Source organism: Ideonella sp. A 288, from assembly GCF_002198735.1.
Classification (GTDB): Bacteria; Pseudomonadota; Gammaproteobacteria; order Burkholderiales; family Burkholderiaceae_C; genus Pseudaquabacterium.
Genome location: NZ_MWLO01000130.1, coordinates 24,690 through 51,445, shown reverse-complemented (window position 1 = coordinate 51,445; position 26,756 = coordinate 24,690). Strand labels below are relative to the sequence as shown.

The 26,756-nt window shown below is 68.4% G+C and carries 22 protein-coding genes and 1 tRNA gene; 13 read left to right on the top strand and 10 right to left on the bottom strand.

Annotated features, from left to right (window positions below; genetic code table 11):
* Positions 1-104 precede the first annotated feature (104 nt).
* The 5 genes from EOINJALH_RS17595 (at position 105) to pyk (ending at position 6,335) form a co-directional block, all read left to right on the top strand.
* Positions 105-839: an AzlC family ABC transporter permease gene (locus tag EOINJALH_RS17595; RefSeq protein WP_088282401.1), complete on the top strand. Its 735-nt coding sequence runs from the start codon at positions 105-107 to the stop codon at positions 837-839.
* The gene (locus EOINJALH_RS17590) at positions 836-1,165 is read left to right on the top strand and encodes an AzlD domain-containing protein (RefSeq protein ID WP_088282492.1); all 330 of its coding nucleotides are present in this window, start codon (positions 836-838) and stop codon (positions 1,163-1,165) included. Before EOINJALH_RS17595 ends, EOINJALH_RS17590 begins: the two co-directional genes overlap by 4 nt.
* Positions 1,166-1,217: 52 nt before the next feature.
* A complete protein-coding gene (locus EOINJALH_RS17585; RefSeq protein WP_088282490.1) occupies positions 1,218-2,411 on the top strand; it encodes a phosphoglycerate kinase in 1,194 nt (397 codons plus the stop codon).
* A gap of 126 nt (positions 2,412-2,537) precedes the next feature.
* Positions 2,538-4,847 carry an NADP-dependent malic enzyme gene (locus EOINJALH_RS17580; protein ID WP_234413902.1) on the top strand — a complete coding sequence of 770 codons (2,310 nt, stop codon included), beginning with the start codon at positions 2,538-2,540 and terminating at the stop codon, positions 4,845-4,847.
* Between the two features lie 57 nt (positions 4,848-4,904).
* The gene (gene pyk, locus EOINJALH_RS17575) at positions 4,905-6,335 is read left to right on the top strand and encodes a pyruvate kinase (protein ID WP_088282397.1); all 1,431 of its coding nucleotides are present in this window, start codon (positions 4,905-4,907) and stop codon (positions 6,333-6,335) included.
* 34 nt (positions 6,336-6,369) lie between these two features.
* On the opposite strand, the gene EOINJALH_RS17570 is transcribed toward pyk, so the two are convergent.
* Complete coding sequence (locus EOINJALH_RS17570) at positions 6,370-7,398, bottom strand: ATP-binding protein (protein WP_144290074.1); 1,029 nt, start codon at positions 7,396-7,398, stop codon at positions 6,370-6,372.
* Between the two features lie 281 nt (positions 7,399-7,679).
* Here EOINJALH_RS17570 and fba point away from each other — a divergent pair, with 281 nt between their 5' ends.
* The 3 genes from fba to EOINJALH_RS17555 all read left to right on the top strand — a co-directional run bounded on the left by fba (position 7,680) and on the right by EOINJALH_RS17555 (position 10,952).
* Positions 7,680-8,744 carry a class II fructose-bisphosphate aldolase gene (gene fba, locus EOINJALH_RS17565; protein ID WP_088282393.1) on the top strand — a complete coding sequence of 355 codons (1,065 nt, stop codon included), beginning with the start codon at positions 7,680-7,682 and terminating at the stop codon, positions 8,742-8,744.
* A gap of 198 nt (positions 8,745-8,942) precedes the next feature.
* A complete protein-coding gene (locus tag EOINJALH_RS17560) occupies positions 8,943-9,851 on the top strand; it encodes a phosphoribosylaminoimidazolesuccinocarboxamide synthase (RefSeq protein ID WP_088282391.1) in 909 nt (302 codons plus the stop codon).
* A gap of 9 nt (positions 9,852-9,860) precedes the next feature.
* Positions 9,861-10,952 carry a tetratricopeptide repeat protein gene (locus EOINJALH_RS17555; protein ID WP_088282389.1) on the top strand — a complete coding sequence of 364 codons (1,092 nt, stop codon included), beginning with the start codon at positions 9,861-9,863 and terminating at the stop codon, positions 10,950-10,952.
* 52 nt (positions 10,953-11,004) lie between these two features.
* Here the strand turns inward: EOINJALH_RS17555 and EOINJALH_RS17550 are convergent, their stop codons facing one another.
* The 8 genes from EOINJALH_RS17550 to EOINJALH_RS17515 all read right to left on the bottom strand — a co-directional run bounded on the left by EOINJALH_RS17550 (position 11,005) and on the right by EOINJALH_RS17515 (position 21,342).
* Complete coding sequence (locus EOINJALH_RS17550) at positions 11,005-11,346, bottom strand: histone (RefSeq protein ID WP_088282488.1); 342 nt, start codon at positions 11,344-11,346, stop codon at positions 11,005-11,007.
* A gap of 210 nt (positions 11,347-11,556) precedes the next feature.
* Positions 11,557-12,783 (bottom strand): ribonucleotide-diphosphate reductase subunit beta, encoded by a 1,227-nt coding sequence (locus EOINJALH_RS17545; RefSeq protein ID WP_088282387.1) that lies wholly within the window; start codon positions 12,781-12,783, stop codon positions 11,557-11,559.
* Positions 12,784-12,967: 184 nt separating this feature from the next.
* Complete coding sequence (locus EOINJALH_RS17540) at positions 12,968-15,853, bottom strand: ribonucleoside-diphosphate reductase subunit alpha (protein WP_088282385.1); 2,886 nt, start codon at positions 15,851-15,853, stop codon at positions 12,968-12,970.
* Between the two features lie 369 nt (positions 15,854-16,222).
* Positions 16,223-16,837 carry a 1,6-anhydro-N-acetylmuramyl-L-alanine amidase AmpD gene (ampD, locus tag EOINJALH_RS17535; RefSeq protein ID WP_088282383.1) on the bottom strand — a complete coding sequence of 205 codons (615 nt, stop codon included), beginning with the start codon at positions 16,835-16,837 and terminating at the stop codon, positions 16,223-16,225.
* A gap of 4 nt (positions 16,838-16,841) precedes the next feature.
* Entirely contained in the window at positions 16,842-18,380 is a 1,539-nt protein-coding gene (locus tag EOINJALH_RS17530; protein WP_088282381.1) for a sigma-54 dependent transcriptional regulator, read from the bottom strand.
* 21 nt (positions 18,381-18,401) lie between these two features.
* On the bottom strand, positions 18,402-20,285 hold the full coding sequence (locus EOINJALH_RS17525) for a PAS domain-containing sensor histidine kinase (protein WP_088282379.1): 1,884 nt from the start codon (positions 20,283-20,285) through the stop codon (positions 18,402-18,404).
* Positions 20,285-20,521, bottom strand: coding sequence for a PP0621 family protein (locus EOINJALH_RS17520; protein ID WP_088282377.1), 237 nt, complete (start codon positions 20,519-20,521; stop codon positions 20,285-20,287). Before EOINJALH_RS17520 ends, EOINJALH_RS17525 begins: the two co-directional genes overlap by 1 nt.
* Positions 20,522-20,523: 2 nt before the next feature.
* On the bottom strand, positions 20,524-21,342 hold the full coding sequence (locus tag EOINJALH_RS17515; RefSeq protein WP_088282375.1) for an inner membrane protein YpjD: 819 nt from the start codon (positions 21,340-21,342) through the stop codon (positions 20,524-20,526).
* A 61-nt stretch (positions 21,343-21,403) separates the two neighbouring features.
* Here EOINJALH_RS17515 and ffh point away from each other — a divergent pair, with 61 nt between their 5' ends.
* Both ffh and EOINJALH_RS17505 read left to right on the top strand, forming a co-directional pair.
* Positions 21,404-22,759 (top strand): signal recognition particle protein, encoded by a 1,356-nt coding sequence (gene ffh, locus EOINJALH_RS17510; protein WP_088282373.1) that lies wholly within the window; start codon positions 21,404-21,406, stop codon positions 22,757-22,759.
* 236 nt (positions 22,760-22,995) lie between these two features.
* Positions 22,996-23,550: a DUF2726 domain-containing protein gene (locus EOINJALH_RS17505; protein WP_158219802.1), complete on the top strand. Its 555-nt coding sequence runs from the start codon at positions 22,996-22,998 to the stop codon at positions 23,548-23,550.
* Between the two features lie 44 nt (positions 23,551-23,594).
* Here EOINJALH_RS17505 and ftsY read toward each other — a convergent pair whose 3' ends face one another.
* Positions 23,595-24,773: a signal recognition particle-docking protein FtsY gene (gene ftsY, locus EOINJALH_RS17500; protein ID WP_088282369.1), complete on the bottom strand. Its 1,179-nt coding sequence runs from the start codon at positions 24,771-24,773 to the stop codon at positions 23,595-23,597.
* Between the two features lie 41 nt (positions 24,774-24,814).
* On the opposite strand from ftsY, the gene EOINJALH_RS17495 reads away from it, so the two are divergent.
* The 3 genes from EOINJALH_RS17495 to miaB all read left to right on the top strand — a co-directional run bounded on the left by EOINJALH_RS17495 (position 24,815) and on the right by miaB (position 26,753).
* A tRNA-Met gene (locus tag EOINJALH_RS17495) sits at positions 24,815-24,891 on the top strand.
* A gap of 61 nt (positions 24,892-24,952) precedes the next feature.
* The gene (locus EOINJALH_RS17490; protein ID WP_234413901.1) at positions 24,953-25,363 is read left to right on the top strand and encodes a hypothetical protein; all 411 of its coding nucleotides are present in this window, start codon (positions 24,953-24,955) and stop codon (positions 25,361-25,363) included.
* 16 nt (positions 25,364-25,379) lie between these two features.
* Complete coding sequence (gene miaB, locus EOINJALH_RS17485; protein ID WP_088282367.1) at positions 25,380-26,753, top strand: tRNA (N6-isopentenyl adenosine(37)-C2)-methylthiotransferase MiaB; 1,374 nt, start codon at positions 25,380-25,382, stop codon at positions 26,751-26,753.
* Positions 26,754-26,756: the final 3 nt, after the last annotated feature.

Below are 26,756 nucleotides of genomic sequence, written 5' to 3'. Positions count from 1 at the left end.
GCGACAACGCGCCGGTGGCGACCGCCCGGCGGCGCCGAAGCCCCCACGCAAGCGCGCCGCAGCCGGCGGCGAAAACGCCGGCACCGGTCCCCGACAATCGCGGCATGAGTGCAGAGTTGCGAGCCGCTGCGCCCTTGTGGCGCCACCCTGAGTTCGCCCGCGGCGCCCGCGACATGTTCGGCATCGGGCTGGGTGTCGGGGCCTGGGGCCTGGTCACCGGCGTGGCCATGGTCAAGGGCGGCATGGGCGTGGGCATGGCCGTGCTGATGTCGCTGATGGTGTTCGCCGGCACGGCACAGCTGGCCACCGCCCCATTGATCGCCAGTGGCGCGCCGATCTGGGTGGTGTGGGCCACCGCGCTGTGCGTGAACCTGCGCTTCGTGATCTTCAGCGCCCAGTGGCGGCCCTACTTCGCGCACCTGCCGCGCGGCCGCCGGGCGCTGAAGGCCTACTTCTGCGCTGACCTGAACTACGTGCTGTTCATGCGCCGATTCCCCAAGCCGGAACCGGCCCCGGAGCAGGTGCCCTACTTCTGGGGTGGCACCTTCATCAACGCGGGCTCATGGCACGTGATGTCGCTGGTGGGCATCGCGCTGGGCCACCGCGTGCCGCAGGAATGGGGGCTGGGCTTCGCCGGCACCATGGCGCTGCTGGGCATGACCTACTCGCTGCTGGCCGACCGCGCCACCTGGTTGCCTGCGGTGGTGGCCGGCGCCGCCGCCGTGGCCGCCTTCGCGCTGCCGCTGAAACTGAACCTGCTGGTGGCCATCGCCGCCGCGGTGGCGGTGGGCAGCGTGATCGATCACCTGCCCGGGCGGTGCGCCGGGAACGCCCGGTGAGCGACGTCGAAACCGCTGTGGCCATCTTCGGCCTGGCGGTCATCACGCTGCTGACGCGCGGCTTCTTCATCCTGCCCGACCGCGAATGGCCGATGCCGGGCTGGCTGAAGGAGGGCCTGCGCTACGCGCCCATCGGCGCGCTGGTGGCCGTGGTCACGCCCGAGATCGTGATGACCCAGGGCCGCTTGATCGACAGCTGGCAGGACGCCCGCCTGTTCGGCACCGTGGCGGCCACCGCCTGGTACCTGTGGCGCCGCGACATGCTCGGCACCATCCTGGCGGGAACTGCCGTGATGTTGATCTTCCGCCTGGGGCTGGGCTGGTGATCTGACACACTTGCGGCTGGCCCCGCCGATCAACCCACTGCCCCACCCGACCATGAAGATCCTCCGACTCGACGAACTCATCCGGCAAGGCCGCCTGGCCGGTCAGCGCGTGTTCATCCGCGCCGACCTGAACGTGCCGCAGGACGATGCCGGCCACATCACCGAGGACACGCGCATCCGCGCCTCGGTGCCCTGCATCCGCATGGCGCTGGACGCCGGCGCAGCGGTGATGGTCACCTCGCACCTGGGCCGACCGACCGAGGGCGAGTTCAAGCCCGAGGATTCCCTGGCGCCCGTCGCCGCACGCCTGGGCGAACTGCTCGGGCGCGAGGTGCCGCTGGTGTCGAACTGGGTCGATGGCGTCACCGTGGCCCCGGGCCAGGTGGTGATGCTCGAGAACTGCCGCCTGAACAAGGGCGAGAAGAAGAACAACGAGGCGCTGGCACGCAAGATGGCCGCGCTGTGCGACATCTTCGTCAACGACGCCTTCGGCACCGCGCACCGCGCCGAGGGCACCACCTACGGCATCGCCCAGTACGCGCCGGTGGCCTGCGCCGGCCCGCTGCTGTCGGCCGAGATCGACGCCATCACGAAGGCCCTGGCGCACCCGAAGCGGCCGCTGGTGGCCATCGTGGCCGGCAGCAAGGTGTCGACCAAGCTCACCATCCTGAAGAGCCTGGCGTCCAAGGTCGACGGCCTGATCGTCGGCGGCGGCATCGCCAACACCTTCATGCTGGCCGCCGGGATGAAGATCGGCAAGAGCCTGGTCGAGGCCGACCTGGTCGGCGAGGCCAAGGCGGTGATCGAGGCCATGAAGGCCCGCGGCGCCGCGGTGCCGATCCCGGTGGACGTGGTCACCGCCAAGGCCTTCGCGGCCGACGCGCCGGCCACGGTGAAGGCGGCCACCGACGTGGCCGATGATGACCTGATCCTCGACATCGGCCCGAAGACCGCGGCCATCCTGGCCGCGCAGTTGATGGCATCGGGCACCATTGTCTGGAACGGCCCGGTGGGCGTGTTCGAGTTCGAGGCCTTCTCGCACGGCACCGAGGCCATCGCCCGGGCCATCGCCGCGAGCGACGCGTTCAGCATCGCCGGCGGCGGCGACACGCTGGCGGCCATCGCCAAGTACGGCATCGAGAAGGACGTGGGCTACATCTCCACCGGCGGCGGCGCCTTCCTCGAGGTGCTGGAAGGCAAGACCCTGCCGGCCTTCGAGATCCTGCAGCAGCGCGCCGACGGCTGACCCCCCCGGCCGGCGGCAATGCCGCCGGCGCGAACGCAGCATTGCGGTTGTCCACAACGCCTGCCGGGCCGAAACGGGCGTAATCTCCGCGTCCGGTCGAACCCGACAACGATGGAGACACGCGACGTGACCAAGCCAGTCCTTTCCGACGCCGAACAAGCCCTGCGCGAGGCCGCGCTCGAATACCACCGCTCGCCCACGCGCGGCAAGATCTCGATCACGCCGACCAAGCCGCTGTCCAACCAGCGCGACCTGTCCCTGGCCTACTCGCCCGGCGTGGCCTATGCCTGCCTGGCGATCGAGGAGGACCCCAGCCTCGCCGCCGAGTACACCTCGCGGGCCAACCTGGTGGGCGTGGTCACCAACGGCACCGCGGTGCTGGGCCTGGGCAACATCGGCCCGCTGGCGGGCAAGCCGGTGATGGAGGGCAAGGGGTGCCTCTTCAAGAAGTTCGCCGGCATCGATGTCTTCGACATCGAACTCGCCGAGAACGACCCCGACAAGCTGGTCGACATCATCGCGGCGCTCGAACCCACGCTGGGCGGCGTCAACCTCGAGGACATCAAGGCGCCCGAGTGCTTCTACATCGAGAAGAAGCTGCGCGAGCGGATGAAGATCCCCGTCTTCCACGACGACCAGCACGGCACCGCCATCATCTCGTCGGCCGCGCTGCTGAACGCGCTCGAACTGGTGGGCAAGTCCATCGGCGAGGTCAAGCTGGTGGCCTCGGGCGCCGGCGCGGCGGCCATCGCCTGCCTCGACCTGATGGTCGGCCTGGGCGTGAAGATCGAGAACGTCTTCGCGGTCGACTCCAAGGGGGTGATCCGCGAAGGCCGTGGCGACAAGCTCGACGAATCGAAGCAGCGCTACTGCCAGAAGACCGACGCGAAGACGCTGGCCGATGCGGTGCGTGGCGCCGACGTCTTCCTGGGCTGCTCGGCCGCGGGCGTGCTGACCGGCGAGATGGTGGGCACGATGGCCGACCGGCCGATCATCCTGGCGCTGGCCAACCCCGAACCCGAGATCCGTCCCGAACTGGCCAAGGCCGCGCGGCCCGACTGCATCGTGGCCACCGGGCGGTCAGACTACCCGAACCAGGTCAACAACGTCCTGTGCTTCCCGTACATCTTCCGCGGCGCGCTCGACTGCGGCGCCACCACGATCAACGAGGCCATGAAGCTGGCCTGCGTGCGCGAGATCGCCGCACTGGCCAAGGCCGAGACGAGCGACGAGGTGGCCGCGGCCTATGCCGGGCAGGAGCTCAAGTTCGGGCCCGAGTACATCATCCCCAAGCCCTTCGACGTGCGGCTGATCCTGCGCATCGCGCCGGCCGTGGCCCAGGCCGCGGCGGACAGCGGCGTGGCCCTGCGGCCGATCACAGACCTCGACACCTACCGCCAGCAGCTCGGCCGCTTCGTCTACCAGACTGGCATGGTGATGCGCCCGGTGTTCGCCGCCGCGCGGGCCCGGCCGGCGCGCGTGGTGTACGCCGAGGGCGAGGACGAGCGCGTGCTGCGCGCCCTGCAGGTGGTGCGCGACGAGGGCCTGGCCCAGCCGATCCTGGTCGGCCGGCCCAGCGTCATCGCGATGCGCATCGAGCGCGCCGGCCTGCGCATCAAGGCGGGTGTCGACTTCGAAGTCTGCGACCCCGAGAACGACCCGCGCTTCCGCAGCTATTGGGAGCAATACCACCGGCTGATGGGCCGCGACGGCATGTCGCCCGAGGCCGCCAAGGCCGCCGTGCGGCGCAGCAGCACGCTGATCGCCTCGCTGATGCTCAGCCGGGGCGAGGCCGACGCGATGCTGTGCGGCCTGGTCGGGCGCTTCGACGCCCACCTCGAACACGTGCGCGCCATCATCGGCATGCGCCCCGGCGTGCGCACCATGGCGGCGATGAACGCGCTGATGCTCGACCAGCACACGCTGTTCGTCACCGACACCTTCGTCAACGAGGAACCCACTGCCGAGGAACTGGCCGACATCGCGGTGATGGCCGCGGCCGAGCTGCGCCGCTTCGGCATGCCGGCCAAGGTGGCCTTCCTGTCGCACTCGGTCTACGGCTCGTCGCAGCGCGCGTCGGCCCGGCGCATGCGCGCGGCACGCGACCTGTTCGTGACGCTGGCGCCCGACGTCGAATGCGACGGCGAGCTGCAAGGCGATGCGGCCTTGTCCGAGACCATCCGCCACAGCTTCCTGCAGGACGACACGCTCAAGGGCGCGGCCAACCTGCTGGTGCTGCCCAACCTGGACGCCGCGAACATCCTGTTCAACGTGCTCAAGGTGACCAGCGGCCACGGCGTGACGGTCGGGCCGATGCTGCTGGGCGCGGCCGCGCCGGTGCACATCCTCACGCCGTCGGCAACGATGCGCCGCGTCGTCAACATGACCGCGCTGGCGGTTGCCGACGCGGCGGCCCTGCGTGAAACCCAGCGGTAACCGGCACCGGGCCGCGGCCCGATAATCGCGGCCACTTCCCCTTCGACGGACCGCCCCATGCCACGTGCCACCAAGATCGTTGCCACCCTCGGCCCGGCCTCCAGCGCCCCCGAGGTGCTGGAGCGCCTGCTGCGCGCCGGGGTGGACGTGGTGCGCCTGAACTTCAGCCACGGCACGGCGCAGGACCACATCGACCGCGCCAACCTCGTGCGCGCGGTGGCCGACCGCGTGGGCAAGCCGATCGCGCTGATGGCCGACCTGCAGGGGCCGAAGATCCGCGTCGGCAAGTTCGCCGAGGGCAAGGTGATGCTGGTGCCGGGCGCGCCGTTCATCCTGGACGCCGCCCGCACCGAGCCCGGCAACGTCGAGATCGTCGGCCTCGACTACAAGGAACTGCCGCGCGACGTGCGGCCGGGCGATGCGCTGCTGCTGAACGACGGCCTGCTGGTGCTGACGGTCGAGGCGGTGCGTGGCGATCAGGTGCACACCCTCGTCAAGATCGGCGGCGAGCTGTCCAACAACAAGGGCATCAACAAGCAGGGTGGGGGCCTCACCGCGCCGGCCCTCACGGCCAAGGACATGGAGGACATCAAGACCGCGATGGCCTTCCAGGCCGACTACGTGGCCGTGAGCTTCCCGAAGAACGCCACCGACATGGAGATGGCCCGCCAGCTGGCCAACGTGGCCGGCGAGCCCTATCGCCACAAGCCGGCGATGATCGCCAAGATTGAGCGCAGCGAGGCCATTCCGCAGCTCGAGGCCATCCTGCGCGCCAGCGACGGCATCATGGTGGCGCGCGGCGACCTGGCGGTGGAGGTGGGCAACGCCACCGTGCCGGCGCTGCAGAAGCGCATGATCCGCATGGCCCGCGAGATGGACAAGATCGCCATCACCGCCACGCAGATGATGGAGAGCATGATCGTCAACCCGGTGCCCACCCGCGCCGAGGTCAGCGACGTGGCCAACGCCGTGCTCGACGGCACCGACGCCGTAATGTTGAGCGCCGAGACGGCCGCCGGCAAGTACCCGGTCGAGACGGTGGAGCAGATGGCCGCCATCGCCCACGAGGCCGAGCGCGCCGAGGAGTTCGGCCTGAAGGACGACTTCATGCAGCGCCACTTCGGCCGCATCGACCAGAGCATCGCGATGGGCGCGCTCTTCACCGCGCACCACCTGGGCTGCAAGGCCATCATCGCGCTGACCGAGAGCGGCTCGACCGCGCTGTGGATGAGCCGCCACAACATCAAGGTGCCGATCTTCGGCCTGACCCACAAGCACATCGCCGAGCGCCGCATGGCGCTGTACCGCAACGTGCAGCCCATCCTGATGCCCACCCACAACGACCGCGACCAGGCGCTGGCCGAGGCCGAGCAGGTGCTGGTGGAGCGCGGCGTGCTCAAGCCCGGCGACACCTACGCCATCACCTGCGGTGAGCCGATGGGCTACCCCGGCGGCACCAACATGCTGAAGGTCTGCCGGGTCGCCTGACGCGGCTTGACCAACGGCCCGCCGCGCCGGGCGCTCAGGCCGGCGCCGGGTGGAGCACGCTGTCCACCAGGGCGGCGATGTGCGGCGACATGTTCGTCGGCACCAGTTCCAGGCCCGGGTGTTGCCGCGCGAAGACCCGCCACAGTTCGTCGGCAAAGCCGTGGCCCATGTCGGTCAGGCCATCGAAATCGAGCACGGCACGCTTGAACTGCGGCAGGCGCGCGGCCACGCGACGGGCCAGCGCCCGCGATTCCAGCCCCGCCTGCGGCGTGGTGGCCAGCGCCAGCGGCACCACCGTGCGGTCGAAGCCGATGCCATCGCCCGCCGTGCTGTAGCGCTCCATCACGGCGTCGAGCGTGCGGCTGGTGTCCAGGCAGATCGCCACGTAGATCGAGCTGCCGCGGCGGCAGGCCGGCCGCCCGGCCACCCAGCGGTCACGCTGCCAGTCGCGCTGCGCGAAGGCCGCCTCGTTGGCATGCAGGTCGAACACGTCGGCCAGCTTGGCCGCGAAGAACAGGCCACGGCCCGAGTGCCGATCGGGTTGGCTGGTGAGCTTGCCCTTGGCCAGCTCCAGCATGGCCAGCGCCGGCTCGTCGATGCCGAAGGCCTGCTGGATGGCGTCGAACACGCCGCGGCCGTTGTCGCTGACCAGCAGTTGCACCTGCAGCGGCGTCTGCCGCATCGACACCGTCACCTGCGTGCCGCCGCTGTGGTCGGTCGCGTTGTTCAGCAGTTCGGTGAACACATGCTGCGCCATGCGGGCCACGTGGGCCGGCAGGTCGAACTGCGGCGCGAAATCGCGGCGCCAGGCGGCGTCTTCCTGCAATCCGTCGACGGGGTAGTGGCGGATCACCTGCCTCAGTGCGCCCGGCGCGTGGCTGGGCTGCCGTGGCGTGCCCCCGCGGACGAGCCATTGCGCCTCCACCAGCTTGCGCACGAGCGCCAGGGCGCTGCGCCGCCCGACGCCCAGGCGCTCGGCCAGGTGCGCGGGCAGGTCGGCCGGGTGCTGTCGGACGGCCTCGGTGATCCAGGTGGTCACGTCGTTCAACGCTGGCTGCTTCATGGGATGTCCTTGCGGCGGGGCGCCGTGCCCTGTGGGGTCGTGGACGCAGTGTCGGACCGCCGAGCGCCGGCTTGAGCCGGAAAAGCGGGTCGATCGCCTGCCAAATCCGTGGCGCGCGCCGTTCGGCCGGCCTGACCGAGAGCACTGTCGTGTCGGAGTGCCGCCGATACAATCGAGCCGAGTTTCAGGGTGGTTTCATCGCCCCGGTGTGCTCGTCCGCGGCCCCGGCACCATGGATTCGCCCGACCGACGCGATTTCCCCACTTCCCACTGGAACCACCATGCCACTCGTCTCGATGCGCCAGCTGCTGGACCACGCCGCCGAAAGCGGCTACGGCATCCCTGCCTTCAACGTCAACAACCTCGAGCAGGTGCAGGCCGTGATGTCGGCCGCCGCGGAGCTCGACGCCCCCGTGATCCTGCAGGCCAGTGCCGGCGCCCGCAAGTACGCCGGAGAGCACTTCATCAAGCACCTGATCCAGGCTGCCACCGAGGCCTGGCCGAACGTGCCTCTGGTGATGCACCAGGACCATGGCCAGAGCCCCGACGTCTGTCGCGGCGCCATCGGCCTGGGCTTCAGCTCGGTGATGATGGACGGCTCGCTGCAGGCCGACGGCAAGACCATCGCCAGCTACGACTACAACGTCGAGGTCACCCGCAAGGTGGTCGACATGGCGCACGCGCTGGGCGTCACGGTCGAGGGCGAGCTGGGCTGCCTGGGCTCGCTCGAGACCATGAAGGGCGACAAGGAAGACGGCCACGGCACCGACGCCACGATGACCCGCGAGCAACTGCTCACCGACCCGGAGCAGGCCGCTGATTTCGTCAAGAAGACGCAGCTCGACGCGCTGGCCATTGCCATCGGCACCAGCCACGGCGCCTACAAGTTCACCCGCAAGCCCACCGGCGACATCCTGGCCATCGACCGCATCAAGGCCATCAACCGCCGCATCCCCAACACCCACCTGGTGATGCATGGCAGCTCCAGCGTGCCGCAGGACCTGCTGGCCGAGATCCGCCAGTTCGGTGGCGACATGAAGGAGACCTATGGCGTGCCGGTGGAAGAGATCCAGGAAGCCATCAAGTACGGCGTCCGCAAGATCAACATCGACACCGACATCCGCCTCGCGATGACCGGCGCCATCCGCCGCTTCTTCGCCGAGCACCCCAGCAAGTTCGACCCGCGCGACTACCTCAAGCCCGCGCGCGAGGCCGCCAAGGGCATCTGCATGCAACGCTACCAGCAGTTCGGCTGCGCCGGTCAGGGCAGCAAGATCAAGCCGCTGACTTTGACGGTGGTGGCGCAGCGTTATGCCAGCGGCGATCTGGCCCAGGTCGTGAACTGAGCTGACGAGGCCCGACCGTTGCCACCAGCCCGCCCTGACCGGCGGGCTTTTTTCTGGGCGCGGCCAAGCCGCTGCACGGCCGCCACGACCGCGCACCGCGCGCCGGAGTGGCGCGGGCACAATGTCCGCCCGTGCGCCCCGGATGCTGCCCCGTGCGCCTGGACCTGCACCGTGCCCGAGCCTTCCCCTGGAGCCGACATGACCTCGCCCACCGCCCTGCTCGAATCCCGCCTGCATTCGCTGCCGCTGCTGGCGCGTGGCAAGGTGCGGGACAACTACGCCGTCGGCAGCGATCGGCTGCTGATGGTCGCCTCCGACCGCATCTCGGCGTTCGACGTGGTGATGGGCCAGCCCATTCCCGGCAAGGGCGCACTGCTCACGCGCATGGCGCTGTTCTGGTTCGACAAGCTGTCGCACATCGTGCCGAACCACCTGACCGGGCAGGCGCCTGAATCCGTGGTGGCCCCCGACGAGGTGGCGCAGGTGGCCGGCCGGGCGATGCTCGTCAAGCGCCTGAAACCCCTGCCGGTGGAGGCCGTCGTGCGAGGCTACCTGGCTGGCTCGGGCTGGAAGGAATATCAGCAGAACAGCCAGGTCTGCGGTGTGCCACTGCCCCCGGGCCTGAAGAACGCCAGCCGCCTGCCGACACCGATCTTCACGCCGGCCACCAAGGCCGAGCAGGGCGACCACGACGAGAACATCCCCTTCGAGCGCATGGCCGACATCATCGGCCCGAACCTTGCCACGCAGGTGCGAGACGTGGCGATCCGGCTGTACACCGAGGCCGCCGCCTATGCCCTGACCCGCGGCATCATCATCGCCGACACCAAGTTCGAGTTCGGTCTCGACGAGACTGGGCGGCTGACGCTGATGGACGAGATCCTGACCCCCGACTCATCGCGCTTCTGGCCGGTGGACTCGTACCGCGAGGGCGAGAACCCTCCGAGCTTCGACAAGCAGTTCCTGCGCGACTGGCTGGAAACCGCCACGGTGAACGGCAAGCCCTGGCCCAAGGTGGCCCCGGCGCCGGACGTGCCCGATGCCGTGGCCGCGGCCACGGCCGAGCGCTACCGGCAGGCGCTGGACGCGCTGACGGCCTCCGCCTGAGGACTGGCGATGAACTCCCGCCTGCTCGAGACGCTGCTCGCAGAGGCCCGATCCAGCACCCACCGCGATGACTGGGCGCGCGCCATGTGCCGGGCGGCATCGACCTACGCCCGGCAGGGCCACACCGAAGAGGCCTTGTCGGCGATCAGTGGCGTTCGGGCCGCCTACGGCAAGGACCTGAGTGCCCCGGGCGGTGTCTGGCTGATGCTGTCGGAAGGGATCCTGCACTTCTTCCAGGGCCGGTGGAAGGACAGTTTCGATCGCACCCGCCGCGCGCATGCGATCGCCTTCGCAATGAACGTGGAGGAGGCCAAACCGACTTGCGCCGCCTGGATGGCACACATCGACTTCAATGAGCTGCGCTTCGAAAGCATGGTGAAGCACCTGCGCGATGCACTCACGTTGGCCCGACCGGACGACCACCAGGCCCTTGCGCGGGCATCGTTGAATGTGGCGGATGTCCTCAATTACTGTGGAGACTTCCAACTCGCCCGGCCTTGGTACGAGAAAACTCGACTCCACGCGACCGCAGAGGGCGATCAGGCCACGCTCAGTGCGCTCATGCACAACATGGCTGCACTACTCACCGACAACATCAGGATGGCGGACGCGTTCGGAGAGAAGTATTCCGTCGATACCAAGTTCGCACTAATGCAGGCCAACTCAGCTTGGAACTATGACACCGCAATCGGCACTACATCTCTCCAGACCTTGATCCCTCTGCAAAAGGGCCATCTGTTGATTGTCCAAGGGGACTTTGCAGGCGCAAATCAGATGCTGGATTCGATAGACCGCACGGCGTTAGCCGCGAGATCCCTGCCCTTGCTGTTGGTGGATACCGCGTGGAGTCTTGCTGCGCAAGGCAAGTTCGACGAGGCCGCTTCCCTCGCAGAGAACGCACTCGAATTGGTCAACGCCTCGACAGACCTCGATGAGGTGGCATTCATACATGCGCGACTGGCACAGATCGCCGAACAAGGTGGCGACCACGTCCGTGCCCAGTCCCTCATGACTTCAGCACGAACCGCGTTCGCCAAGTTCAACTCGGACAGGAGCCAACTGAAAGTGCTGATAGAGCCGATTGCCCAAATGATTGCCTAGCAACAAAAAAACCCGGCAGATGCCGGGTTGCTTACATCATTCCACGTGCTCGTCAGGGCTTGTTTCCCGTCGGAAACGGCCAAGCGGCAGCAGGGCTGAGCGCAGTCTTCGCCGCAGGCGCAGGCGCAGCGGGAGCGGCCGGAGCCTTCTTCGCTGCAGCCTTCTTTGCGGGAGCCTTCTTCGCCGTCGCCTTCTTGGCAGGGGCCGCCTTCTTCGCAGCGGCCTTCTTCGCCGGCGCGTTCTTGACGGTCGCCTTCTTCGCCGGTGCGGCCTTCTTCGCCGGTGCAGCCTTCTTCGCCGGGGCAGCCTTCTTCGCCGGGGCAGCCTTCTTCGCCGGTGCAGCCTTCTTCGCCGGGGCGGCCTTCTTCGCCGCAGCCTTCTTCGCAGTTGCCATTTCGATCTCCTTGATCAAGTTGCATAGACGCCGCACCTGCATTCCAGGTGAGGCAATTCATCGGGTCAGGCCGCGCCGTCTGATGCCGGCTTGGGGCCTGCCCCGATGAACGGGGGAGCGCCCGTGCTCGCTGCTTCTGTCGGCAGCAATGTCACGCGCGCGGATCTTGATCTGCTCCTGGGGTGAACGCCGGCAACGCGGGCCGGCCCTTCAATCCCAGTTCAGTGCGCCACCGGATTGGTACTCGATGACGCGGGTTTCAAAGAAGTTTCTCTCCTTCTTCAGGTCGATCATTTCGCTCATCCAGGGGAACGGGTTCTCCTCGTTCGGGAAGAGCGCCTCCAGGCCGATCTGCGTGGCACGCCGGTTGGCGATGTAACGCAGGTAGCCCTTGAACATGCTCGCATTCATGCCCAGCACGCCGCGCGGCATGGTGTCTTCGGCATAGCGGTACTCGAGGTCGACGGCCTTGCGGAACAGCTCATTGATCTCGGCCTTGAACTGTGCCGTCCACAGCTGCGGGTTCTCGAGCTTGATCTGGTTGATCAGGTCGATGCCGAAGTTGCAGTGCATGGACTCGTCACGCAGGATGTACTGGTACTGCTCCGCCGCACCGGTCATCTTGTTCTGCCGACCCAGCGCCAGGATCTGCGTGAAGCCGACGTAGAAGAACAGCCCTTCCATCAGGCAGGCGAAGACGATCAGCGAGCGCAGCAGCGTCCGGTCGTTCTCGAGCGTGCCGGTCTTGAACATCGGGTCCATGATCGCGTCGATGAACGGGATCAGGAACTCGTCCTTCTCGCGGATCGACGTGACCTCGTGGTACGCATTGAAGATCTCGCCTTCGTCCAAGCCGAGCGACTCGACGATGTACTGGTAGGCGTGCGTGTGGATCGCTTCCTCGAAGGCCTGGCGCAACAGGAACTGCCGGCACTCGGGCGCCGTGATGTGCCGGTAGGTGCCCAGCACGATGTTGTTCGCGGCCAGCGAATCGGCGGTGACGAAGAAGCCGAGGTTGCGCTTGATGATGCGGCGCTCGTCCTCGGTGAGTCCGTTGGGATCCTTCCAGGTCGCGATGTCGCGCGACATGTTGATCTCTTGCGGCATCCAGTGGTTCGCGCACGTGGCGAGGTACTTTTCCCAGGCCCACTTGTACTTGAACGGCACCAACTGGTTCACATCGGTGTGGCCGTTGATGATGCGCTTCTCGGCCACGTTGACACGGCGCGTGTCACTCGAGATGGCCGCTCGCTGGGCCGCTTGCGATGCCACCACCGGGGCCACGTAGGCGACCGCTTCTGCGATGGCGGAGGTGACGGGCTGCAACTGCGTGGGAGGTGGCGGGACGGCTGTCCGCGCGGCACTCGGAGGGAGCGGCGCGGAGCCATTCGGTGAAATCGTCGATGGGAGTCTGACGTCGTCTTCCCAGACCAGCATGTGTGTACTTCCTATGGCTCAAATTATCGGAGTGTTGTGTTCAAACACCAAGCACTTCTTGACAACGAAGCGGACGCGATGTTGCGACCTCGCATCGTGATGAACACCGTCGAAGCCGGCGCGTGATCGATGCAACGATGCCATCGTCGGACACGCCGTCTGGCATCGTGCATGGCTCATCGCATCACTGGCAGGCCTCGCAATCCGGCGTGTCGATCGAACAGAACTTGATGTCGCTCGCGGGCGATGCATCGATCGCCGACGAGGACGCTGTCTCATGCGCCGACAGACCACCTGAGCCCGAGCCGCTCGACACCGCATTCATGGCGCCGGCGGTGACGGTGGATTTCTCGGCATGCGTCGCGCCCATCGTGCGCAGGTAGTAGGTGGTCTTCAGTCCGCGCAGCCACGCGAGCTTGTAGACCTCGTCGAGCTTCTTGCCCGACGCACCGGCCAGATAGATGTTGAGCGACTGGCCCTGGTCGATCCACTTCTGGCGCCGGCCCGCGGCCTCGACCAGCCACTGCGCATCGACCTCGAACGCGGTGGCGTAGAGCTGCTTGATCTCCTCGGGCACACGGTCGATGCGGCGCAGCGAGCCGTCGAAGTGCTTGAGGTCCATGACCATCACGTCGTCCCACAGGCCCAGCTTCTTGAGATCGCGCACCAGGTACTCGTTGACCACGGTGAACTCGCCCGACAGGTTGCTCTTGACCGAGAGGTTGCCGAAGCAGGGCTCGATCGATGCGTCGACACCGATGATGTTGGAGATGGTGGCGGTGGGGGCGATGGCCACCGAGTTGGAGTTGCGCATGCCGTGCTGCGCGATGCGGGCGCGCAGCGCATCCCAGTCCATGGTCGAGGACGTGTCGACCTCGACGTAGCCGCCGCGCTGCTCCGACAGGAGCTTCAGCGAATCGATCGGCAGGATGCCGCGGTCCCACAGCGAGCCGCGGTAGCTGGAGTAGCGGCCCCGCTCCTCGGCCAGTTCGGTCGAGGCCCAGTAGGCGTGGTAGCACACCGCCTCCATCGAGCGGTCGGCGAATTCCACCGCGGCCTGCGACGCATACGGGATGCGCAGTTCGTACAGCGCGTCCTGGAAGCCCATGATGCCCAGGCCGACCGGGCGGTGGCGCAGGTTGGAGTCGCGCGCCTTCTTCACGGCGTAGTAGTTGATGTCGATGACGTTGTCGAGCATGCGCATCGCCGTGGCGATGGTGCGCTTGAGCTTGGCATGGTCGATCTGGCCGCCGTCGAGGTGCTGCGCCAGGTTGACCGAGCCGAGGTTGCACACGGCGATCTCGGTGTCGCTGGTGTTCAGCGTGATCTCGGTGCACAGGTTGGACGAATGCACCACGCCCACATGCTGCTGCGGGCTGCGCACGTTGCAGGCGTCCTTGAACGTGATCCAGGGGTGCCCGGTCTCGAACAGCATCGTGAGCATCTTGCGCCACAGGTCCTTGGCGGGCAGGCGCTTGTAGAGCTTGAGCTCGCCGCGGTCGACCTTCTCTTCGTAGCCGACGTAGGCCTGCTCGAAGTCCTTGCCGAACCTGTCGTGCAGGTCGGGGCAGGTGCTGGGCGAGAACAGCGTCCATTGGCCGCCTTCCATCACGCGGCGCATGAAGAGGTCGGGGATCCAGTTGGCGGTGTTCATGTCGTGCGTGCGCCGACGGTCGTCGCCGGTGTTCTTGCGCAGCTCGAGGAACTCCTCGATGTCGAGGTGCCAGGTCTCGAGGTAGGCGCAGACCGCTCCCTTGCGCTTGCCGCCCTGGTTGACCGCGACCGCCGTGTCGTTGACCACCTTCAGGAACGGCACCACGCCCTGGCTCTTGCCGTTGGTGCCCTTGATGTAGCTGCCCAGCGCGCGCACGCGGGTCCAGTCGTTGCCCAGGCCGCCGGCGTACTTGGACAGTAGGGCGTTCTCCTTCAGCGCCTCGTAGATGCCGTCCAGGTCGTCGGCCACCGTGGTGAGGTAGCAGCTCGACAGCTGCGAACGCAGCGTGCCGCTGTTGAACAGCGTGGGCGTGCTGGCCATGAAGTCGAAGGTGGACAGCACGTTGTAGAACTCGATCGCGCGGGCCTCGCGGTCGATCTCGCTCAGCGCCAGGCCCATGGCCACGCGCATGAAGAAGGCCTGCGGCATCTCGATGCGGCGCTCGTCGATGTGCAGGAAGTAGCGGTCGAACAAGGTCTGCAGCCCGAGGTAGTCGAAGCGCAGGTCGCGTTCGGCCTGCAGCGCGGCACCCAGTCGCGCCAGGTCGAACTGCAGCAGGCGCGGGTCGAGGCGCTCGGCCTCGACGCCCTGCTTGACGAAGCGCGGGAAGTAGTCGGCGTAGCGCTCTGCCATGGCGGCCTGGTCGATCTCCTCGCCGAGGATCTCCTTGCGGATGGTGTGCATCAGCAGGCGCGCGGTGGCACGGGTGTAGGCCGGGCTCTTCTCGATGAGCGTGCGCGAGGCCAGGATGGCCGCCTTGTGCACCTCTTCGATCGGCACGCCGTCGTAGAGATTGCGGCGCGTCTCGGCGAGGATCGGCTCGGCGGTGACATCGTCGCCGAGGCCGGCGCAAGCCGACTCGACCAACGACTGCAGCGCCTTCATGTCGAGCGGGCGGCGGTGGCCACCGTCGACCACGTGCAGTTGCGGCTCGCTCGGCTGCGCCTGGTGCAGTTGACGCGCACGCTCCTGCGTGCGGCGCTCGCGGTACAGCACATAGGCCCTGGCCACCTCGTGGTGGCTGCCGCGCATCAGGCCGAGTTCGACCTGGTCCTGCACGTCCTCGATGTGGAAGGTGCCACCGCCCGGCCGCGAGCGCAGCAGCGCGCGCACCACCGACTCCGTGAGCCCGTCGACCGTCTCGCGCACGCTGGCCGAAGCCGCGCCCTGCGTGCCATGCACGGCCAGGAAGGCCTTCATCAGCGCGACGGCGATCTTGTTGGGCTCGAAGGACACCACCGATCCGTTGCGCCGGATGATCTGGTAGCCGGCATAGGCCGACGCAGCCGGGCCCGCGGCCGTCGACAGGCGCGGCACCGGCGTGACAGATGCTTGGGTGGTGGCAATGGTCTGCATGGATTCCCCTCGTGGTTTGGTCAGCGGCTGGCGCTGTGTGAAGTCAAAAAGATGCGGGCAGCGCCCAGCGTCGGTGGTACTCGCGACGCCGGCTCGTGCGTGGTCTATCGGGATCGAGGCCTGCGGCCTGGGCTGCATTCACCCCCGCCGTGCCCGGCCTGGAAGTGATCGCCCCTGTGATGTCGCGCGCTGCAAAGCTCAGCTTCGATCGGCGCAAAGAATAGCATGCCGACACTATATCTGGGGGCTCGAAGAGCCTCAAGCACTACCCGTAGCGTGCTTACCCTCATGTGGGGGCGCAGACGCGGCGCTGGTCGAACCGGCCGGCCGCGCCTTCGCGCCGCGCCCAACCCCACGCAGACCGCGTGGCTAAGGTGCCCCGCCGCCGCCGGGCAGCGACGCCGGGAAGATCGTGAGGCGCCAGCGCAGCAGGCGCTGCAGCAAGGACCAGTCGAACCCCGGACCGGGATCGCGCTTGCGCACCGGTGCGACGTGCTCGTGACCGGCCACCAGGGTGATCGGATAGCGCCGCCGCAACGCGCGCATCAGCGTGGCCAGCGCCAGGTACTGCGGTTGCTCGAACACATCGCCCTCGAGGCCCTCGAGCTCGATGCCGATCGACCAGTCGTTGCAATTGTCTCGGCCCTGCCAGCAGGACACCCCGGCATGCCAGGCACGGCGGTCGCACGACACGAACTGCAACACCTCGCCGTCGCGCCGCACGAAGAAGTGCGCCGACACGGCCAGGCCGCGCAGCGGCTCGAATGACGGATGCGCCGACGGGTCTAGTCGGTTGGTGAACAGCTGCTCGACGGCATCGCCGCCGAACTGTCCCGGCGGCAGGCTGATGGAGTGCAGGACCACCAGTTCGATCGGCAGCCCGTCGGGACGCGGTCCGTGGTTCGGCGACTCGATGATCCGCGCACCGCGCCACCAGCCCTGCGTCCAGGCGCCAGGCCTGGCACCCGATGCCGCCCCCGCCACGGCCTCAGTCGCCGCCCAGGTCGCCGGCGTGGATGCCCAGGCGCGCCATGCGATAGCGCATCTGGCGCAGCGACAGACCCAGGCTCGCGCCCGCTGCCGTGCGGTTGAAGCGATGCCGTTCCAGGGCCCGAACCAGGATGTCGCGTTCGACATGGTCGAGGTGGCCGACCAGGTCGCTGGGCAGGTCGGCGCCGGCGGCCGTCGGCGGTGGCGCCGGTGCCACGGCCTCCAGGGCCTGCCAGCCGCTTTCCTCGAAGGCCTCGTCGCCGAGGCCCAGGGCGGCGGCATCGATCACCCCGCCGCCCGACAGTGCCACGGCGCGGTGCAGCAGGTTCTCCAGCTCGCGCACGTTGCCTGGAAAGCCATAGCGGGCCAACAGCGCGAACGCGTCGGCCGACAGCGTGGGCGCCGGCGACACGTCGGCATCGCGGGAGATGCGCTCGAGCACCACGCGGCAGATCGTCGGCAGGTCGTCCAGCCGCTCGCGCAGCGGCGGCATGCGGATCTGGATGACATTGAGCCGGTAGTACAGGTCCTGGCGGAACCGGCCCTCGTGGACCTCCGTGGCCAGGTCCTTGTGCGTGGCGCTGACGATGCGCGCGTTGATCGGCGATTCGGTGACCGAGCCGATCGGCCGCACCGATCGCTCCTGGATCGCGCGCAGCAACTTGCTTTGCATGGCCAGCGGCAGGTCGCCGATTTCATCGAGGAACAGCGTGCCCCCGTGCGCGGCCTGGAAGAAGCCGTCGCGGTCTTCGTTGGCCCCGGTGAAGGCGCCCTTGCGATAGCCGAAGAACTCGGCCTCGAGCAACTGCTCGGGGATGGCCCCGCAGTTGACGGCCACGAAGGCCTGTGGCGCACGGGCGCTGACGTCGTGAATGGCCCGGGCCACCAATTCTTTGCCGGTGCCGGACTCGCCCTGCACCATCACCGGCGCCATGCCTCGCGCCACCCGTTCGATCAGGGAGCGAACCTGTTGCATGGCCGTGGACTCGCCGGACAGTCTTCTCAACGCCGGATGGACCGGCGGCGGCGCGGCGGCGGTGGCTGCCGCGCCCCGATCGACCGGCGGCGTTGCCGCACCAGACGGCGAGGCCGCCGCGGTCTGTGGCCGCGCCGCACCGGGCGCTGCAGTCCCGGCGGCCTTCGCCGGCGCTGGCACCGGCAGGCTGCGCCCCAGCGCAGACGCCACCACGTGCCGGAACTGCCGCAGGTCGACCGGCTTGGTGAGGTAGTCGAAGGCGCCCGCCTTGAGCGCCTCCACCGCGTTCTCGGCCGACCCGTAGGCGGTGATCACGATGGTCTTCTCGCTGCGCCCAGCCTGCTCGAGCCGGTGCAGCAGATCGAGGCCGCTGCCGTCGGGCAGTCGCATGTCGGTGATCACCGCATCGAAGCTGCCGGCAGTGAGGCACTGCCATCCTTCCTCGACCGTGCCCGCGGTTTCGACGTTGTAGCCCTCGCGGAGCAGCGTCAGTTCGTAGAGGGTGAGCAGGTCCGGCTCATCGTCGACGACGAGCAGGCTGAAAGCGGTCGAGTCCGACATCGGCGTGGCATGCCTCGGTGGTCAGGGACTGGGGGCCGGTCGCATCACGACGCGGAAGACATTGCAGTGGCGGTCGCCCGGCTGGCCGGGCCGGAAGTCGATCGTGGCCCCATAGCGCTCGCACAGCTCGCGGCAAATATACAAGCCCAGCCCGGTGCCCCGGCTGCGCGTCGAGAAGAACGGTTCGAACAGGTGCCGCTCGACGTCGGGCGTGATCGGCGCGCCATCGCTGCCGATGCTCAGGACGATGCCATCGGGGTGTTGCGCCCGCAGGCCGACGAGGATCGAACCCTCCGCCTGCGTGGCATGGCGGTTGGCGTTGTCGAGCAGGTTGACCAGCACCCGGCGCATGTGCTCGGCGTCGAACAGCGCCAGCATCGCGGCCTCGGGCAGGAGCAGGGTCACCCGCCCGGCGGCCCCGGTGCCGGCCGGCGTCGCCAGGCCCTTCATCCAGTCGTCGCAGATCTCGCGGACGAGGGCGGCCACGTCCACCGGGTGCGGCCGCACCACCTCGGTCGGCGCCACGGCCAGCACATCGTCGACGATGCGCTTGAGCCGCAGCACGTTGTCCTCGACGATGCGCGCCAGCTTGCGTTGGCTCGGGTCGAGCGCATCCTCGAGCATCAGCGCATTGGCTTGCGCGATGGCCGCCAGCGGGTTGCGGATCTCGTGCGAGATGCCGGCGGACATGCGGCCCATCGACGCGAGCTTCTCCTGACGCACGCGGGCCTGCACGTGGCGCATGTCTTCGAGGAACAGCACGCACACGTCCTCGGGCTGGTCGTCGGATCCGTCGATGCTGCCGCGCCGCGTGAACCGTGCGCGGGCCTGCACCATGCGCATCGCCGTGGTCGGCCCGCCCAGGCGGAGCTCGCGGCTCGTCTCCGGCCAGCCACCGAGCGCGAAAGCCTGCTCGACGGATTCGATCAACTCCTTCCAGGTCGGCTCGCCCTGCAGCGAAAACGGCATCGGCACACCGCGCGCGGCCACGCCGAGCATGGCGCGCGCCGCCGGGTTGGCGGCCCGCACGCGGGAGCGGCGGTCGATCACCATGACGCCATCGGCCATTTCCTCGAGCACCAGCCGGTTGAGCTGCGCCTGCTGGCGGGCGATCTCCAGGCTGCCGCGCGCCGAGCGCTCCTCGCGCGCCAGCCGCTGCGCCAGCTCGCTGGCGATCAGCGTGATGACAAAGGCGCCGATGCCGGCCACGCCGGCCTGCGAGAACAGCACGACTGGATCGCCCCCCTGCAGCGCCAGACGCCACACGCCCACCAGCAGCACCAGCGCCACAAAGGACGCCGTGGCCAGCGCCGCCAGCCGCTTGGTCATGATCCCGGCCATCAGCACCGGCAACGCCAGCAGGGCCGAGAAGTTGAGCGGCTGCGTGGTCTCCATCAGGTGAAGGGCCGAAAAGGCGACCAGGTCAACGCCGATGGTCAACACCCACTGGCGGCGCCGCAAGCGCGCAGCCGCGGGCTGGCCAGATTCTTCCCGGCCACCCAGCAACCACATCGACGCGGCCTGGCTGGCATAGCCCAGGCACACCAGCACCAGGGCCAATGGAGGCCGGGACCCCATCATCGACATCGCCCAGGGCGCCAGCACCAACGCGGCCCCGATGACGGCTCGCGCTGTCACATAGGCGCGGAACACGCGGTGCAGCGCGGTGCCCTCGCCCGACACGATGCGCCGGGCCTCCCGCGCCAGGAACCGGCTGTCGGTGACCGATGGGCGGCCCGCGTCGGGCAGGGCCGACGGATCGGCGCCATCGCCGCGCTGCACCGTGTCGCCGCCATCGGCCAGCGCGCCGAACCAGGAATCTTCGCCCGGCGGCTTGGGCGGTTGCCGACGATCGGTGCGGCGTCGCTCGACGCGGCGCCGCTCGTGGGCCGAAGACGCCGACATCAACCGGCCGTGGGGCCGAGCCGGCGGTGGGCGTCGCTGCAGTACTGCTGCGCGCCGTCGACCACTGCGTCGGCAGCCGGCAGGTGCAGACCGCAGTGTGCACAGCGGGTCATGGCCTGTGGCACCTGCGGAGGCGGAGGCCGGGGGCTCTCGGTGCGCCCGCCGGGTCGGCGCGTCTTCGTGGAAAGCATCCAAAGCACCGCCACCACGACCGCCAGGACCAGCACGTACTTCATGGTCAGGCCCCTCCGCGACCCAGCAACACCTCGAAGACGAAGCGCGAGCCGACATAGGCCAGCAGCAGCAAGGTCACGCCGGCGTACAGCCAGCGGGTGGCACGCTGGCCTCGCCACCCCTTCCAGTGCCGACCGGCCAGCAAGGCCGCGAACACGCCCCAGCCCAACAGCGAGAACACCGACTTGTGGTCGAGCCGCCAATGTGTCGAGGTGGCCACGCCCAGCAGCAGCGTGAGGGTCAGCACCGCAAACCCGATGTCGACGAAGCGGAAGGTGAGGCGCTCCAGCCGCAGCAGCGGCATGCCCAGCGGCCCCCTGATGGCGGGGCCGCGATGCCGCATCTGGCGCTCCGCCGAATCGAGCATGGTGGCATGCAGCACGGCCGCGCCGAACAGGCCGTAGGAGGCGACACCGAGCGCCCAGTGCAGCGGGGCCCAGCGCGAGGCCATCTGCCGCAGTTCGCCCGGGAAGGCCCACGCCAGCAGCAGCGTGACGGCACCCAGCAGCGCCAACACACGGCGCACCGCGGGCAAGGGAACGAAGCGGCTCTCGACGGTGTGCACCGCCAGGATCAGCCAGGCCGCCAGCGCCAACACCGGCCCGAAGCCGAGCCGGACGCCAGCCTCGGGCCGGTGCAGTCCGGCGATGTCGAGCACCAGCCAGAGGCCGTGCAGCAGCCAGCCCACGCTGAGCGCGATGGTGGGCACGCGTTCGGACGTGCCGACGAGGCCCGCCGCCACCAGGTAGGCCACCAGGGCCATCACCGCCAGGGCGATCGGCGGCGAGCCGGCGGAGGCCGAGGATGCGAACGATAGAATCATCACGGACAGTGTACTTTCGCGGCCGGCCCTGCGGCATGCAGACCCCCCGGGCGCCATCCAGATGGCCTCCACCCTCTCCGACCGCCTGTCGCGCCTCGTCAAGACGATGCGCGGGCAAGCCCGCATCACCGACACCAACGTGCAGGACATGCTGCGCGAGGTGCGCATGGCCTTGCTCGAAGCCGACGTCGCATTGCCCGTGGTGCGCGACTTCATCGCGCGGGTCAAGGAAAAGGCGCTCGGCACCGAAGTGGTCGGGTCGCTCAACCCCGGCCAGGCACTGGTCGGCGTGGTGCACAAGGAACTGGCCGCCACGATGGGCGCAGGGGTGGCCGATCTCAACCTCGCCACCCAGCCCCCGGCGGTCATCCTGATGGCCGGCCTGCAGGGTGCCGGCAAGACCACCACCACCGCCAAGCTGGCAAAGCACCTGATCGAGCGCCGCAAGAAGAAGGTGCTCACGGTGTCCGCCGACGTCTACCGCCCGGCGGCCATCGAACAGTTGAAGACCGTGACGCGCCAGGCGGGCGCCGAGTGGTTCCCGTCCGACCCGTCGCAGAAGCCGCGCGACATCGCGCTGGCCGCGCTCGATCACGCCAAGCGCCATTACTTCGACGTGCTGCTGGTCGACACCGCCGGCCGCCTGGCCATCGACGAAGCGCTGATGGCCGAGATCCGCGACCTGCACGCCGCCCTCGGGCCGATCGAGACGCTGTTCGTCGTCGATGCGATGCAGGGCCAGGATGCGGTCAACACCGCCAAGGCCTTCAAGGAGGCGCTGCCGCTCACCGGCATCGTGCTCACCAAGCTCGACGGCGATTCGCGCGGCGGCGCCGCGCTGTCGGTGCGCCAGATCACCGGGGCACCGATCAAGTTCGCCGGCGTGTCCGAAAAGATCGACGGCCTCGAGGTCTTCGACGCCGAACGGCATGCCGGCCGCGTGCTGGGCATGGGTGACATCGTTGCCCTGGTCGAGGAGGTGCAGAAGGGCGTCGACCTCGAATCCGCGCAGAAGTTGGCCAACAAGGTCAAGTCCGGCGAGGTCTTCGATCTCGACGACTTCCTGATGCAGATCTCGCAGATGAAGAAGATGGGCGGCCTGTCCAGCCTGATGGACAAGCTGCCCTCGCAGATGACCGCCAAGGCCGGCGCGGTCGACATGGACCGTGCCGAACGTGACGTGCGCCGCATGGAAGGCATCATCCGCTCGATGACTCCGCTGGAGCGGCGCAAGCCCGACCTGCTGAAGGCCAGCCGCAAGCGGCGCATCGCGGCCGGCGCCGGGGTGCATGTCCAGGAGGTGAACCGATTGCTCAATCAGTTCGACCAGATGCAGGGCATGATGAAGAAGATGAAGGGTGGCGGCTTGATGAAGATGATGAAGCGCATGGGCGGCATGAAAGGCCTGATGCCCTGATTCATGAAACAAGCCGATACAGAATCGGCCGACTCGTCACCAAGGCGCGCAGGGTGACCGCCTACAGTTGACGCTCACCTGGCCGAACACCGAGCATGTTTGCCGTAGAACCCTCCTCCGCCCTCGCCCTCGTCGCCGCCCTGCTGCTGATGTTGACGCTGCGCGCCGCCGTGGTTCGCCGACGCAACGCAGGTCGCCGCCCCCAGCGCGCGCCCGATTCATCTCTGCCCCGCTTCGTGCCCCAGGCGGTCCGGGTGCTCACGGTCGCCGAGCGCCGCGCCCACACGCTGCTGCGCCAGGCACTGCCGGGCTACCTTGTGCTGGCCCAGGTTCCGGTGACGCGGTTCCTGCGCGTCGACACCCAGCAGAGCGAGTGGCTGCAATTGGCCAATGGGCTCAGCGTGGACATGTTGGTCTGTGATTCGGGCTCTCGCGTGCTCGCCGTGGTCGATGTGCGGTCGGCGCGATCCAGCGACGGCAGCCGCCGTCGGCACGACAAGATGAACCGACTGCTCAAGGCGGCGGGGATCAAGGTGCTGTCCTGGAACGAAGACGCGCTGCCCGACGTGACGATGATCCGCAACCAGATCTTGCCGCTGCTCACCGGGCAGGCGGCACGATCGTCGGCCGGCACGTCGTCTCGGCCGATGCCGCTGATCCCGGTGGCCGAGGTGCTCGCCGAAGGCGATGCCGACCATGCGGACAGCGAGGGCGACAGCGCGATGGAGCCGGTGCCGTCGGCGCTGTTCGACGAGTTTGCACCCGACCTGCCGCTGCCCGCCAAGCGCTGACGCCAGGCGTCCGATGCGCGACACAGGCGCAGCGGGGAGATGCCTCAACTGAGCAAGGCCTGGGCGAATTCCCGCGCGTTGAATGTCTGCAGGTCCTCGAGCTTTTCGCCCACCCCGATGAAGTAGACCGGCACCGGGCGCTCGCGTGCGATGGCCGCCAGCACCCCGCCCTTGGCCGTGCCGTCGAGCTTGGTGACGATCAGACCGGTCAGTTGCAGCGCGTCGTCGAAGGCCTTCACTTGTGTCAAGGCGTTTTGCCCCGTGTTGCCGTCGACGACCAGCAGCACCTCGTGCGGCGCGCTCGCGTCCGCCTTGGCGATGACGCGGCGGATCTTTCGCAACTCTTCCATCAGGTGCAGTTGCGTCGGCAGGCGGCCCGCGGTGTCGGCGATCACCACGTCGCGCCCGCGTGCCTTGGCCGCGCTGACGGCATCGAAGGCCACGGCCGCGGGATCGGCGCCCTCCTGGCTGACGATCTCAACCTTGTTGCGGTCGGCCCACACCGCAAGTTGCTCGCGGGCTGCCGCGCGGAACGTGTCAGCGGCCGCCAGCAGCACCGACTGGTCGGCATCGGCAAGGTGCCGGGTGAGCTTGCCGATGCTGGTGGTCTTGCCGGCGCCATTGACGCCCACCACCATCATCACGGTCGGGTGCTGCTGACCGATGGCCAGAGACCGCTCCAGCGGCGCCAGCAGGTCGGTGAGTGCATCCGCCAGCAGCGCCTTCACCTGTGACGGGTCGGTGGCCTTGGCCTCCTTGACACGCCGCTTCAGGTCCTGCAACAGGAACTCGGTGGCCCTGACGCCGGTGTCGGCCATCAGCAGCGCGGACTCGAGTTCTTCGTACAGCGCGTCGTCGATCTGCGTGCCGGTGAACACCTGGGCGATGCTGGAGCCCGTCTTGCGCAGGCCATTCTTCAGCCGGTCGAGCCAGCCCTGCCGTGCCGAAGCCGGCGCAACGACCGGGGCGGCCACGATCGCCTCGGCGGCGGCTGGTGCAGGCGTGTCGGCCGCCGGCGCCGCTGCCGACTTCCGCTTGAATAGGCCGAACAGCGCGGGCGTCGCGGCCGCTGCCGGCGGTGCCATCGCTGGGGTGAGGTCGACTGCCGGCGCAGCCTGTGGGGACGTGGCAGCGGGTGCTGCAACGGGTGCGTTGTCGACCGCCGGAACGGGGACTTCGACCGGCGCCGCCGCGGGCGCCTTCTTCCTGAAGAAACTGAACATTCGATTCCGTCGTTGGAGACCGCTATAATGACAGGCTGAAAGGCGCTTTAGCTCAGTCGGTTAGAGCGACGGAATCATAATCCGCAGGTCCGGGGTTCGAATCCCTGAAGCGCCACCAGATCCCGGCCCGAGCGATGAGCTCGGGCCGTTTTTCTTTCCACAGCCACTGGATGAACACCATGATCCGCTGTGTCCTGCCCGCTGTGCGGTGGGCGACCGCCGCCCCGGCCATCGTGGCCTCGATGCTGCTGGCCGGCACCGCCGCCGCCCAGGCGCCTCGCCCGTTCCCGGCCAACGCGTTGCGCGGCACGCTCGAAGTGAACCAGGGCCCGGAAGTGCTGCTCAACGGTCAGCCCGCGCGCTTGTCGCCCGGTTCGCGCATCCGCGGCGAGAACAACCTGCTGGTGCTGTCCGGCGCGCTGGCCGGCCAGAAGGTCGTCGTGCACTACACGCTCGAGACGATGGGCATGGTGCACAACGTGTGGATCCTCACGGCCGAGGAGATGTCACGCAAGCCCTGGCCCAGCACGCCGGAAGAAGCCCAGCGCTGGGCCTTCGATCCGGCGGCCCAGGTCTGGACCAAACGCTGAGGCGGCGGAGGCAGCGATGACCAAGAAGGTCTACATCCGCAGCTTCGGCTGCCAGATGAACGAGTACGACGCCGACAAGATGGCCGACGTGATGCACGCGGCCGACGGCTACGAGCCCACCGACGACCCCGAGCAGGCCGACCTCATCCTGTTCAACACCTGCTCGGTACGCGAAAAGGCGCAGGAAAAGGTGTTCTCCGACCTGGGTCGGGTGCGACACCTCAAGCAGAAGGGTGTGCTCATCGGCGTCGGTGGCTGCGTGGCCAGCCAGGAGGGCGCGGCCATCATCGAACGAGCCCCCTACGTGGACGTGGTGTTCGGGCCGCAGACCCTGCACCGCCTGCCGCAGTTGCTGGCCGCTCGTCGGCTGGCGGGGCGGCCGCAGGTGGACATCAGCTTCCCCGAGATCGAGAAGTTCGACAACCTGCCGCCGGCGCGCACCGAAGGCGCCAGCGCCTTCGTGTCGATCATGGAAGGCTGCTCCAAGTACTGCACCTACTGCGTGGTGCCCTACACCCGCGGCGAGGAGGTGAGCCGCCCCTTCGACGACGTGCTCGCCGAAGTGGCCGGGCTGGCCGAACAGGGCGTCAAGGAAGTGACGCTGCTCGGCCAGAACGTCAACGCCTACCGGGGCAGCATGGGCGCCAGCGGCGAGATCGCCGATTTCGCGCTGCTGCTGGAGGTGGTGCACGAGATCCCCGGCATCGAGCGCATCCGCTACACCACCAGCCACCCCAACGAGTTCACCGCGCGGCTGATCGAGGCCCACGGGCACCTGCCCAAGCTGGTCGGGCACCTGCACCTGCCGGTGCAGCACGGCGCCGACCGCATCCTGATGGCCATGAAGCGGGGCTACACCGTGCTCGAGTACAAGAGCCTGGTGCGCAAGCTGCGCGCAGCACGCCCCGGCCTGAGCCTGTCCACCGACTTCATCGTCGGCTTCCCGGGCGAAACCGAGGACGACTTCGCCCGCACGCTCAGGCTGATCGAGGACATCGGCTTCGATGCCAGCTTCAGCTTCGTCTTCAGCCCGCGCCCGGGCACGCCCGCGGCCGCGCTGGAAGACGACACGCCGCAGGCGCTGAAGCTCGCCCGCCTGCAGCAGTTGCAGGCGCTGATCGAGCAGAACGTGCAGCGGCTGAGCGCCGGACTCGTCGGCCAGGTGCAGCGCATCCTGGTCGAGGGGCCCAGCCGGAAGAGCGCTGCAGAATTGATGGGCCGCACCGAGTGCAATCGCATCGTCAATTTCGACGGCGGACCGCTGCCGCAGCGGCTGGTGGGGCAGATGATCGACGTGCGCATCACGCAGGCGCTGCCGCATTCGCTGCGCGGCGAGGTGCTGGTGCCGACGATGCGGGACGCGCCGGTCGCCCCGGTGGTCGCCGGCTGACGC